The sequence below is a fragment of the Streptomyces sp. RK9 genome, assembly GCF_045070545.1.
Lineage (GTDB): Bacteria > Actinomycetota > Actinomycetes > Streptomycetales > Streptomycetaceae > Streptomyces > Streptomyces alboflavus.
In genome coordinates this window covers 1,578,575-1,590,000 of the sequence record NZ_CP173704.1, presented here as the reverse complement: position 1 = coordinate 1,590,000, position 11,426 = coordinate 1,578,575, and the positions used below count along the sequence as shown (strand labels likewise).

Genomic DNA, 11,426 nt, shown 5'->3' with positions numbered 1-11,426 from the left:
CGGCGGTGCCCGAGCCGGTGCCGGTGAACGTGGCGCGGTAGGCGCGCGGGCTGGTGGCGAGACGCGAGGCGAAGTGCTGGCGCATCGTGATCTCGCTGCCGAAGCCCGCGCGGCGGGCCACCTCGGGCATGGGCAGGTCGGTGCGTTCGAGGAGCTTCTGCGCGGCGGCGACGCGCTGGTCCAGGAGCCAGCGCAGGGGTGTGGTGCCGGTCGCCGCGGTGAAGTGACGGGCGAACGAGCGCGCCGACATGCCCGCCCTGGCGGCCAGGTCGGAGACGGTGAGCGGTTCCTGGAGGTGACGCAGGGCGTATTCACGGACCGAGGCGAGGGCGTCGGCGTCGCGGTCGGCGCGAGGTGTGGGGTGCTCGATGAACTGCGCCTGGCCGCCGGTGCGGAACGGGGCGGTGACCATCGAGCGGGCGACGGTCGCGGCGACTTCCGAGCCGTGGGCCGTGCGGACCAGGTGCAGGCACAGGTCGATGCCGGCCGCGGTGCCCGCGGCGGTCCAGATGTTGTCGTCCTCGATGAAGAGGGCGTCGGGTACGACGGTGACGTGGGGGTGGTGGGTTCGCAGCAGGTCGACGAGGTTCCAGTGGGTGATGGCGCGGCGGCCGTCCAGGAGGCCTGCCTGGGCCAGGGTGAAGGCGCCGCCGCACAGGGCCGCGATGGTGACGCCGCGGGTGTGGGCGCGGCGCAGGGCCTCCAGTAGTGGGGGTGGTGCCGGTGTCAGGTGGTCGTCCAGGCCGGGGACGACGATCAGGTCGGTGCCGGTCAGCCGGTTCAGCCAGGCGAGGGTGCGGTCGGGGGTGAGGGTGAGGCCGGCGCGCATCGGGACGGGGGTGGGGGTGGCGGCGACGCGGTGGAGGTCGAAGGGGGGTACGCCGCGGTCGGTGCGGTCGGTGCCCCAGACCTCGGTGATCACGGAGACGTCGAAGGAGCGGATGCCTGGGAAGGCGAGGAGGGCGATGCGTTGGGGGTGAGGGGTTGTTTTCGGGGTGGGTGTGAGAGGGGTTGCTTCCGGTGTCGGGGGTGGTGTGGGGCGGGGCTCGGGCACGGTGGCAGTAAACCATCGATCGGTGGCTTTTGTAGGGCTGGGGTGGTGGGGCTCCTGGCGGCAGCATCGTGGACATGGAGAACGCACTGAACATCGCGGAGAACGCGGCGCTGGTCGTCGTGGACGTACAGAAGGGCTTCGAGGAGGAGGGGTACTGGGGCACGCGGAACAATCCCGAGGCCGACGACAACATCGCCGCGCTCATCGACGCGTGGCAGGCGACGGGGCGGCCGGTCGTGTTCGTACGGCATGACTCGCCCAAGCCGGAGTCGCCGCTGCGGGCGGGGTATGTGGGCAACGAGTTCAAGGAGTACGTCGAGCAGCGGCGCGGTAAGGGGGGTGGGGGTGAGCTGTTCGTCTCGAAGAGTGTGAACTCGGCGTTTTATGGGACGCCTGATCTGGATGCGTGGCTCAGGGGGGCCGGGGTTTCTCAGATCGTGGTGGCCGGGATTCAGACCAATATGTGTGCGGAGACCACTGCTCGGATGGGTGGGAATCTGGGGTACGAGGTGGTGTTCGCCTATGACGCGACGTACACCTTTGATCTGGTGGGGCCGTTTGGGTGGCGGCGGAGTGCTGAGGAGATTGGGCGGGCCTCGGCTGTTTCCCTGCATGGGGGTGGGTTTGCTCGGGTGGTGCTGACGAGGGAGGTGTTGGGGGGTGTGGGGTAGGGGCCCTGCGGGGCTCTCCCCAGTCCCGCCCCTTCCCGGCTGTGCCAATTTGCGGCTCCGCCGCGTGGGGGCTTCGCCCCTGGACCCCGGGGGTGGGTGTCCCGTTCCGGTGGGACAGCCCTCCCCCGAAATCGGCGCTTCGAGCCTCGTCCTCAAACGCCGGACGGGCTGAAAACTACTGCCCCGGGGGCGGGCTGAGAGGAGCCGGGATGGGGTCAGGAGTTGTTGCCTGAGGCCAGTTCTCGGCTGCGGTCTCGGGCTGCTTCCAGGGCTGCGATCAGGGCGGCGCGGACTCCGTGGTTCTCGAGTTCGCGGATGGCGTTGATGGTGGTGCCCGCGGGGGAGGTGACGTTCTCGCGGAGCTTGACCGGGTGTTCGCCGCTGTCGCGGAGCATCACCGCCGCGCCGATCGCCGCCTGGACGATGAGGTCGTGGGCCTTGTCGCGCGGGAGGCCGAGGAGGATGCCCGCGTCCGTCATCGCCTCCACCAGGAAGTAGAAGTACGCGGGGCCGGAGCCGGACAGGGCGGTGCACGCGTCCTGTTGGGTCTCGGGGACCCGGAGCGTCTTGCCCACGGCGCCGAAGACCTCCTCCGCGTGGGCCAGGTCGGCGGCCGTGGCGTGGCTGCCGGCGGAGATGACGGACATGCCCTCGTCCACCAGTACCGGCGTGTTCGGCATGACGCGGATGACCGGCGTCTCGTCGGCCAGGTGCTCCTCGATGAACGTGGTCGTGATGCCCGCGGCCGCGCTGATCACCAGGGTGTCGGTGCTGACGTGCGGGGCGAGTTCGCCCAGGAGGGAGGCCATGTCCTGCGGCTTGCAGGCGAGGATCAGGATGTCCGCTCGCTTGGCGGCCTCGGCGTTGGTGAGGGGCTCCACGCCGTAGCGGGTGCGGAGTTCGTCGGCGCGCTCCTGGCGGCGGGCCGTGACCAGGAGGTCACCGGGGGCTCGGCCGCTGCGGATCATGCCGCTGAGCAGGGCTTCGCCGATCTTGCCGGTGCCGAGGACGGCGACGACCTTCTGGTTCGGCTTGCTCGGCGTCTTCCGCTTGGTCGCGGTGCGCGGCCTCGTCGCGGACTGCGGCTTGCTCGGCTTGCTCGGCGTGCTCGGCTTGCTCATGGGCGGGGCCCTCCCGGGGTGCGTCGTTCGGGGTCATCCTCGCATCGGGTGGGGGTGGGGTGGCGGGTTGTCCGGTGTGCGGACGGGGGGTGAGGGCGTGGGTGTGTGTGGGCTTCACGGGGTGCGGCGGCGGAGGGTTGCTGCTCCTAGGGTCAGGACCAGGAGGGCGCAGGCCGCGACGATAACCGTGTCGCGGATGAAGTCGCCTGTGATGTCGGGGTGGCGCAGGACCTCGTTCATGCCGTCGACCGCGTACGACATGGGGAGGACGTTCGAGATCGCCTCCAGGACCGGCTGCATGTTGTCGCGGGGCGTGAACAGGCCGCAGAGCAGCAGTTGGGGGAAGATCACCGCCGGCATGAACTGGACCGCCTGGAACTCGGAGGCCGCGAAGGCCGAGACGAAGAGGCCGAGGGCCGTTCCGAGCAGGGCGTCCAGGAGTGCCACCAGGAGCAGGAGCCAGGCCGAGCCCGTCACGTCCAGGCCGAGGGCCCACAGCGCCAGGCCCGTGGCCAGGGCCGACTGGATCACGGCCAGGGCGCCGAAGGCCAGGGCGTAGCCCGCGATCAGGTCGCCCTTCGCCAGGGGCATGGCCAGGAGGCGTTCCAGGGTGCCTGACGTGCGTTCGCGGAGGGTCGCGATGGAGGTCACCAGGAACATCGTGATCAGCGGGAAGACGCCCAGGAGCGATGCGCCGATCGCGTCGAAGGTGTGCGGGCTGCCGTCGAAGACGTAGCGGAGCAGCAGGAGCATCACGCACGGGACGAGGATCATCAGCGCGATGGAGCGGGGGTCGTGGCGGAGTTGGCGTAGGACTCGGGCCGCTGTCGCGAGGGTTCGGTTCGGGGTCATGAGGGCTCCGTGGGTTTTTGAGTGGCCCGGGAGGGGTTCGCTCGGTTCGGGGGCGTTCGGGTCCGGGGGCGTTCGGGTCCGGGGGTTCGTCAGGCGGCGTTTGCCTTGTCCACCAGGTGGAGGAAGGCTTCCTCCACCGTTTCCGTGGCCGTGCGGGTGCGGAGGGCCTCGGGGGTGTCGTCCGCGAGGATCTCGCCCTCGCGCATGAGGAGCAGGCGGTGGCAGCGTTCCGCCTCGTCCATGACGTGGGACGACACGAGGATCGTGGTTCCTCTGTCGGTGGCGATGGTGTGGAAGAGGTTCCAGAGGTCTCGGCGGAGTACGGGGTCCAGGCCGACCGTGGGCTCGTCCAGGACCAGGAGGTCGGGGGTGCCGAGGAGGGCCACCGCCAGGGAGACGCGGTTGCGTTGGCCGCCGGAGAGGTTGGCCGCGAGGGTGTCCGCGTGGGTGGTGAGGTCCACCTCCGCGATGGCTCGGGTCACGTCCTCGCGGCGGCGGGTCGCCTTGGGGCCGTGGCCCGGGGAGAGGATCGCGGCGAAGTACTCCAGGTTCTGGCGGACCGTCAGGTCGTCGTAGATCGACGGGTCCTGGGTCACGTAGCCGATGCGGGAGCGGAGGGTGGGGGCGCCTGCCGGGTGGGTCAGGACGTTCAGGGTGCCCGTGACCTTGGCCTGGGTGCCGACGATGGCTCGCATCAGGGTGGATTTGCCGCAGCCTGAGGGGCCAAGGAGGCCGGTGATCTGGCCTTGGGGGACGGTGAAGGTGAGGTTTTTCAGGACTGTGCGGTGACCTCGGGTGGTGGTGAGGGAGGTCGCTTCGATTGCGGAGGTGGGGGGTGTCGGGTGGGGTGTCGTTGGGGGTGTCGGGTGGGGTGGGGGCTCGTTATTCATCATGTGATGATTATGCGGGGTGGGGGGTGGGGCCCGTCAAGGGTTGGGGGGTGGGGGGCGGTGGCCCTGCGGGGCATTCCCCAGTCCCGCCCCTTCCCGAAACCGGGGCTCCGCCCCGGGCCCCGGGGGTGGGGGTCCCCTTCGGGTGGGGCAGCCTCCGTCGAATCGGCGCTTCGCGCCTCGTCCTCAATCGCCGGACGGGCTGAAGTGTCCCGGGCAGGCCGAAGGTGCCCGTGGGACAGGCTGAGGGTTTCGGGCAGGACGGAGCGGGCGTGGGGGTCAGTGACGCGTCGAGGGCTTGCGTACGAGGGTCAGGTCTACTGCGTAGGCCTCTTCCACCTCGCCGCTGGGGAAGATTTTGGTCAGGTGGGTTCGTTCGTCGGCGAGGACCGGGGCCGAGCGTTCCGGGCCGAGGTTTGCGAAGTAGGAGCGGCTGCTCAGGTGGGCCAGGTGGAGGGAGAGGGGGACTCGGCGGGTCCAGTGGAGGCGGCGGTGGGTCGGGGTCAGGCCCGGGGTCACCGACTCGATCACCGCGGGTGCGCCGCTGCTGATGCCGCTCGCGTGGTAGCCCGGAAGCCGGGACTTCAGGCGGGCCTCCTGTTCCGCCGCCCAGGCGACATCCGGGTCCGGCGTGTTCCACCACACCGCGAGCGCGCCACCGGGGCGCAGGACGCGCAGGGCCTCCGGCACCGAGCTCGCCGGGTCCGTCCAGTGGAAGGCCTGGGCGTACGTGACGAGGTCCGCCGACGCGTCCGCCAAGGGCAACGCGTCCCCCACCGCACGCAACAGCGGGACCTCCGGCAGCGACGCCCGCAGCTGTGCGCCCATCCCCGGGCCCGGCTCCACCGCGATCACCTGCGCCCCGCGGTCCCGCAGCAGGCGCGTGGCGATGCCCGTACCGGCGCCCACGTCCACCACCGTGGCCCCGGCCAGAGGGCGTTCCGCCAGTTGCTCGATCGTGGCGAGGAGTTCGGGCGGGTAGCCGGGGCGGGCCTCCGCGTACTGGGTCGCCACCGTGTCGAAGGAGAGGGCGAGGGAGGAGGTGGAGGGTTCGCTGGTGGTGCGGGGCGCGTTCAGGTGGTCCAGGTGGTCGTCGGTCGGCATGGCGTCATCCTTGCCTCGCCGTCCGCCCCCTCGCCGGGGTTCGCGCGGCTTCGGCCGGCTGTCGCTCCTCTTCGAGCGTCCGGCCGGGCGCCCCCGCCGGCTACTTCCTGCGCTTCCGCTTCGACGGGTTCTTCGTCCTGCGCGACGTCCGCTTCTCGTACTCCTGCCGCGCCGCCTCGTACTCCTCCCGGTGCAGCTTCTCGCCGGGGGCCTCCTTCAGGGCGCGGAAGAAGTACGCGAGGAGGGAGCCGACGAAGCCGATCATCATCAGGCTGCGCATCGACGCCACCGACTGCGGGTCGTGGCGCTTGGCGAAGCCCTCCCACGTACGCCGGAACGCGATCGCGCTGCAGATCGCGAACATGATGACGACGAGGAGGTTCACGAACGCGCCCACGTCCGCGATCTCCAGGCCCTGGTACGCGAAGCGCAGCACGAGGCAGCCCGCGACGGCCGCGGCCAGCGCGCCGACCGCGACGCCGGCGCGGCGCAGGCCGTAGCGGTCCGTGTGGTCGACCCAGCTCGTGCCGAAGAAGCGGATGGGCTCGGGCCGGGGCCCCGGCGCGGTGCCCCCGGACGAGGGCTCGGACGAGAGCTCGGTACGGGGTTCGTCACGCGGTTGGTCACTCACGCCTCGATTATCGCCCGCACAGGCAGGCATCTCCCGCACCCTCGTCCGGCGGCTGCCACAGCCCGTCCGGCGTTTGAGGACGAGGCGCGGAGCGCCGACAGCGGGGGAAAGGGGCGCAGCCCCATGATCACCCTCGTCCACCCAAGGCCCAGGGGCCAGGCCACGCCGAAGACATCCCCCGCCTTGCCCCGCCCGGGCCCCCGGCCGCTAGTTTGTGCGGACAGGCATGACGCACGGGGGACGACCGGAACGGAGGTCGAAAGGTGTCGCTCCGCTCAGGGGATCCCGAGGAGATCGGTGGCTACCCGCTCGAGGCCCGCCTCGGGTCGGGCGGCATGGGCACCGTGTTCCTCGGGCGTACGGCGTCGGGGCGGCCGGTCGCGATCAAGCTGATCCACCAGCAGTTCGCGGACGACGACGAGTTCCGCATCCGGTTCCGGCAGGAGGTCGCCGCGGCGCGCCGGGTGAGCGGCGCGTTCACCGCCGCGGTCGTCGACGCGGACCCCGAGGGGCCGCACCCGTGGATGGCCACCTCCTACATAGAGGGCCCGACCCTCGCGCAGCGCATCGCCCGGCGCGGGCCGATCGGCGGCGCCGAGCTGCGCACGCTCGCCATCGGGCTCGCCGAGGCGCTGCGCGACATCCACCGCGCCGACGTCGTCCACCGTGACCTGAAGCCGTCCAACGTCGTCCTCTCGCCGGAGGGGCCGCGCGTCATCGACTTCGGCATCTCGCGCGCCGCCGACCAGCAGACGCTGACGATGACGGGGCGCGTGATCGGCACGCCGCCGTTCATGTCGCCGGAGCAGTTGCAGAACCCGCGCGGGGTCGGTCCTTCCTCGGACGTCTTCTCGCTGGCCACGCTCCTTGTGTACGCGTCCACGGGGCAGGGGCCCTTCGACGCGGACTCCCCCTATATGACGGCCTACCAGGTCGTCCACGAGCCGCCCGCCCTCGGCGACGTCCCGCACGCCCTGCGCACCGCCGTCGAGCCGTGCCTCACCAAGGACCCGGCCGCCCGGCCCTCCGTCGACGAACTCCTCGTCCTGCTCCGCGACCTGCCCGCCGACCTGGAGGTCGCCGCGGGCGGCGGGCGCACCCGGGACACCCGGACCCAGCACCATCTGTCCCGGGACACCGGCGGCGGGCGCGACACCGGCAGCGGCATGAGTACGGGTACGGGCAGAGGTACGGGCGCGGGCGCGTCCCCCGGCCCCGCCGTCCCCGACCCCACAGCCGCCCCGGCCTCAGCCCCGGCCTCCGCCTCGCCCTCCCCCACCCGCCGCCCCGCCCGCCGCCGCCTGCGCCCCGTCCTCGCCGCCGTCGCCGCCGTCGTCGCCGTCGCCGTCCTCGGCGCGGGCCTCGCCCTCCTCTCCCGGTCCTCCGACGACGGCCCGGACGCCAAGCGGGACGACAAGGGCCGCAACGTCGCCGCGACAAGACCGGCCCTGCCCGACGGCTTCCGGCCGTGGCGGCAGGACGTACCGGCGGGAACGGCGAAGATCCCCGACGAGGTGCGCTGTCTGCCGCACGGCGACTCCGTGTACTGCGGGGGCGGCGGCTCCGTCGCCACCCGCGTCCGGGTCGCCGACGGCAAGCGGCTGTGGACCGAGCGCGGTCCTGGCGTGCCGGTCCAGGACACGTCCCTCGCCGGGCTCGCGAACGGCGGCCGTACCGTCGTCGGCTACCGCTTCGCCACCGAGGGGTCGGGAACCGACGAGGTGGTCGCCCTCGATGCCGCGCGCGGCAAGGAGCTGTGGTCCGCGCCGTTCGGCGCCCGGTCCTCGACCGTCGCCGGCCCCGGCGCCGCGGACGCCGTGGTGGTCGGGGCGACCGTCCTCACGGCCGACGCGGACGGCAACCGGATCGAGGGCCGCGACGCCCGCTCCGGCAGGAGCCTGTGGACGGTCCCGGTCCCCGCGGGCAGCCAGTGCGCGCCCCTCGGCGCAGGCGTCCGCGCGTACGTGATGTGCGCGCCGAAGGCCGACCTCGCCGACGGCCTGGCGCGACGGGCCACGGTCCGCCCGGTCGATCCGGCCTCGGGCAGGCCCGGGCGTGCCGTCACCCTGGACGGTCCGGTCCAGCCGCTCGGCGCGCTGGACGGGCGGCTGGTCCTGGTGCGGCAGCGGGCGGGCGAGCAGATCGGCGTCGTCGTGTACGACGCGGTGCTGCGCCTGGACGCGGCGCGCGGCAAGGTCACGACGACCCGTCTTGCCAAGACGTACGGCGGGACGCCCGGGCTCGTCGGGGGCGCGGTGTACTTCACGGAGCAGAGCGGCCGGGTCAGCGCGGTCGACGCCGGGTCCGGCCGGCTCCGGTGGGCCCGGCACACGGGTGTGGAGGGCGCGGCGGGGCCGACGGCCGGGCCGGGCGGGCTGTACTTCGGGTCGAGCGGGGGCCGGGTCGCCGCGCTCGACCCGCGCGACGGCCGCCGCCTCTGGTCCACCGACCCGAAGATCAACGGCGACGGGGGCCTGCGCACGGGTCCCCGCGTGGCGCTCTCGGGGCGGGTGGCGGTGGTCTCGGGGTCGGACAACCTGCTGTACGCGTTCGACACGGCGAAGCCGCCGAAGTCGGACTGACGGGCTTCTCTCCCGGAGGGGCACACAGCGAAGCCGCCGGAGCCCGGATCCACCAAGGCCCCGGCGGCTTCATGCCGTCGGCGGTCGCCGCGTCTCAGCAGCGCGGCGCCACGTACCCGTTGCTCCCCGTCCGCACATACGTGTCCGACACGTACCGGCCGGTGCCGATCTTGTCCCATATCTTCGACGTGCCGGTCGGGCCCGTGACCGTCTCGCCGGGCCGCTGGCAGCTGATGGAGACGCGGCTGCCCGCCTGGACGCGGCCGACCTTGGCGTAGGACGTGCCGGGTCCCGAGCGGACGTTGACGTCCGCGACGACGGGATAGCTGCGGGCCGCCGCCGCCTCGACGTCGAGCTCGGCGATGTCGGTCCCGTCCGGCTCGGCAGCCCCTACTGCCCCAGCCGTCACCGTGAGTTCCTCACTGCTCATCCTGCTACCCCATATCCCCCGTGGAACGGGCGGCGCGGGCCGCCCATGGCATGTACCTCACACCATAGACGCGCCCGCGCATCACACCAGTTGCAGGACAAAGCAGGACAGTCTGCACCGGCCCGCGGAGGGGGTCAGCCCAGCTTCGACACGTCCCGCACGGCGCCCTTGTCGGCGCTGGTCGCCATCGCCGCGTACGCCCGCAGCGCCTGCGAGACCTTGCGCTCGCGGGACTTGGGGGCGTACACGCCGCCCAGGGCCTCGCGGCGGCGGTCCAGTTCGGCGTCGTCGACGAGGAGGTCGATCGAGCGGTTCGGGATGTCGATGCGGATGCGGTCGCCGTCCTCGACGAGGGCGATCGTGCCGCCGGAGGCCGCCTCCGGGGAGGCGTGGCCGATGGACAGGCCCGACGTGCCGCCGGAGAAGCGGCCGTCGGTGACGAGCGCGCAGGCCTTGCCGAGGCCGCGGCCCTTCAGGAAGGACGTGGGGTAGAGCATCTCCTGCATGCCGGGGCCGCCCTTGGGGCCCTCGTAGCGGATGACGACGACGTCGCCCTCCACGACCTTCTTGTTCAGGATCTTCTCGACGGCCTCCTCCTGCGACTCGCAGACGACGGCCGGGCCCTCGAAGGTCCAGATCGACTCGTCCACGCCCGCCGTCTTCACGACACAGCCGTCGACGGCCAGGTTGCCCTTGAGGACGCCGAGGCCGCCGTCCTTGGAGTAGGCGTGCGCGACGTCGCGGATGCAGCCGTTCGCCGCGTCCGTGTCCAGGGTGTCCCAGCGCTCGGACTGTGAGAAGGCCTCGGCGGAGCGCACGCAGCCGGGCGCCGCGTGCCACAGCTCGACGGCCTCTTCGGAGGCGGAGCCGCTGCGGACGTCCCAGGCGTCGAGCCACTCCTTGATGGACGGGGAGTGGACCGTGTGCACGTCCTCGTTGAGCAGCCCGCCGCGGTAGAGCTCGCCGAGGATCGCGGGGATGCCGCCCGCGCGGTGCACGTCCTCCATGTAGTACGTCGTGGTCGGCGCGACGTTCGGCGCGACCTTCGCGAGGCACGGGACGCGGCGCGAGACGGCGTCGATGTCGGACAGGTCGTACCCGGCCTCGGCCTCCTGGGCGGCGGCGAGCAGGTGCAGGATCGTGTTCGTGGAGCCGCCCATGGCGATGTCCAGGGCCATGGCGTTCTCGAAGGCCGCGTGGGTGGCGATGTTGCGCGGCAGGACGGAGGCGTCGTCCCCTTCGTAGTACCGCTTGGTCAGCTCGACGACCGTCGCGCCCGCGCGCTCGTACAGCGCCCTGCGGGCCGTGTGCGTGGCGAGGACCGAGCCGTTGCCCGGCAGGGACAGGCCGATGGCCTCGGTCAGGCAGTTCATGGAGTTGGCGGTGAACATGCCGGAACAGGAGCCGCAGGTCGGGCAGGCGTTCTCCTCGATGCGGAGGATGTCCTCGTCCGAGACGTTCTCGTTCACCGCGTCGCTGATCGCGTTGATCAGGTCGAGTTTTCGGACCGTGCCGTCGACCAGGGTGGTCTTGCCGGCCTCCATGGGGCCGCCGGAGACGAAGACCGTCGGGATGTTCAGGCGCAGGGCCGCCATCAGCATGCCGGGGGTGATCTTGTCGCAGTTGGAGATGCAGATCAGCGCGTCCGCGCAGTGCGCCTCCACCATGTACTCGACGGAGTCCGCGATCAGGTCGCGGGACGGCAGTGAGTACAGCATGCCGCCGTGGCCCATCGCGATGCCGTCGTCCACGGCGATCGTGTTGAACTCGCGCGGGATGCCGCCCGCCTCCTGGATGGCCTCGCTCACGATCCGGCCGACGGGGGCCAGGTGCGTGTGGCCGGGCACGAACTCGGTGAAGGAGTTGGCGACGGCGATGATCGGCTTCCGGCCGATGTCCGCGCCCGGTACCCCGGAGGCCCGCATAAGGGCGCGCGCGCCCGCCATGTTGCGGCCGTGGGTGACTGTGCGGGACCTCAGCTCGGGCATCGTCGCTCGCTCCTCAAGAGTCATGCTTCGGGGCATGTGTGACTTACGGCCGAGCGTACGCCGGTCATCCAAGATCCGGACAGGGTGTCCGGATGCCGGGACG

11 protein-coding genes (2 of these 11 running past the window's edge) are annotated in these 11,426 nt (G+C 72.0%); 3 read left to right on the top strand and 8 right to left on the bottom strand.

Features of this window, described 5'->3' with window-relative positions:
* Positions 1 to 41, top strand: the end of a protein-coding gene (gene trpS, locus AB6L24_RS27300; RefSeq protein ID WP_405659460.1) for a tryptophan--tRNA ligase. 997 nt of this gene lie to the left of the window's left edge; only the last 41 of its 1,038 coding nucleotides appear in the window; its start codon lies off the left edge, out of view; the stop codon is at positions 39 to 41.
* Here trpS and AB6L24_RS27295 read toward each other — a convergent pair.
* Positions 1 to 967, bottom strand: partial view of a GlxA family transcriptional regulator gene (locus tag AB6L24_RS27295; RefSeq protein ID WP_405663372.1) — the 5' portion only. It extends 32 nt beyond the left edge of the window; the window shows 967 of its 999 coding nt (coding positions 1-967); the start codon lies at positions 965 to 967; the stop codon falls past the left edge of the window. The two genes, trpS and AB6L24_RS27295, sit on opposite strands and share 73 nt — an antisense overlap.
* 173 nt (positions 968 to 1,140) lie before the next feature.
* Between AB6L24_RS27295 and AB6L24_RS27290 the strand changes: the two genes are divergently transcribed.
* Positions 1,141 to 1,725: a cysteine hydrolase family protein gene (locus AB6L24_RS27290; protein WP_405663370.1), complete on the top strand. Its 585-nt coding sequence runs from the start codon at positions 1,141 to 1,143 to the stop codon at positions 1,723 to 1,725.
* A 215-nt stretch (positions 1,726 to 1,940) separates the two neighbouring features.
* On the opposite strand, the gene proC is transcribed toward AB6L24_RS27290, so the two are convergent.
* From proC to AB6L24_RS27265, 5 genes are all read right to left on the bottom strand, one after another.
* A complete protein-coding gene (proC, locus tag AB6L24_RS27285; protein ID WP_405659458.1) occupies positions 1,941 to 2,846 on the bottom strand; it encodes a pyrroline-5-carboxylate reductase in 906 nt (301 codons plus the stop codon).
* A 114-nt stretch (positions 2,847 to 2,960) separates the two neighbouring features.
* The gene (locus tag AB6L24_RS27280) at positions 2,961 to 3,698 is read right to left on the bottom strand and encodes an ABC transporter permease (RefSeq protein WP_405659455.1); all 738 of its coding nucleotides are present in this window, start codon (positions 3,696 to 3,698) and stop codon (positions 2,961 to 2,963) included.
* An 89-nt stretch (positions 3,699 to 3,787) separates the two neighbouring features.
* Positions 3,788 to 4,591, bottom strand: coding sequence for an ABC transporter ATP-binding protein (locus AB6L24_RS27275; RefSeq protein WP_405659454.1), 804 nt, complete (start codon positions 4,589 to 4,591; stop codon positions 3,788 to 3,790).
* 276 nt (positions 4,592 to 4,867) lie between these two features.
* Positions 4,868 to 5,692: a class I SAM-dependent methyltransferase gene (locus AB6L24_RS27270; protein ID WP_405659452.1), complete on the bottom strand. Its 825-nt coding sequence runs from the start codon at positions 5,690 to 5,692 to the stop codon at positions 4,868 to 4,870.
* Positions 5,693 to 5,792: 100 nt separating this feature from the next.
* Positions 5,793 to 6,353 (bottom strand): EamA/RhaT family transporter, encoded by a 561-nt coding sequence (locus AB6L24_RS27265; RefSeq protein ID WP_405659450.1) that lies wholly within the window; start codon positions 6,351 to 6,353, stop codon positions 5,793 to 5,795.
* Positions 6,354 to 6,586: 233 nt separating this feature from the next.
* Between AB6L24_RS27265 and AB6L24_RS27260 the strand changes: the two genes are divergently transcribed.
* Positions 6,587 to 8,905, top strand: a complete 2,319-nt coding sequence (locus AB6L24_RS27260) for a protein kinase domain-containing protein (protein WP_405659448.1) — start codon at positions 6,587 to 6,589, stop codon at positions 8,903 to 8,905.
* A 94-nt stretch (positions 8,906 to 8,999) separates the two neighbouring features.
* On the opposite strand, the gene AB6L24_RS27255 is transcribed toward AB6L24_RS27260, so the two are convergent.
* Both AB6L24_RS27255 and ilvD read right to left on the bottom strand, forming a co-directional pair.
* Entirely contained in the window at positions 9,000 to 9,335 is a 336-nt protein-coding gene (locus AB6L24_RS27255) for an SH3 domain-containing protein (protein WP_405659446.1), read from the bottom strand.
* A 134-nt stretch (positions 9,336 to 9,469) separates the two neighbouring features.
* Positions 9,470 to 11,323, bottom strand: coding sequence for a dihydroxy-acid dehydratase (gene ilvD, locus AB6L24_RS27250; protein WP_405659444.1), 1,854 nt, complete (start codon positions 11,321 to 11,323; stop codon positions 9,470 to 9,472).
* Between the last annotated feature and the right edge of the window lie 103 nt (positions 11,324 to 11,426).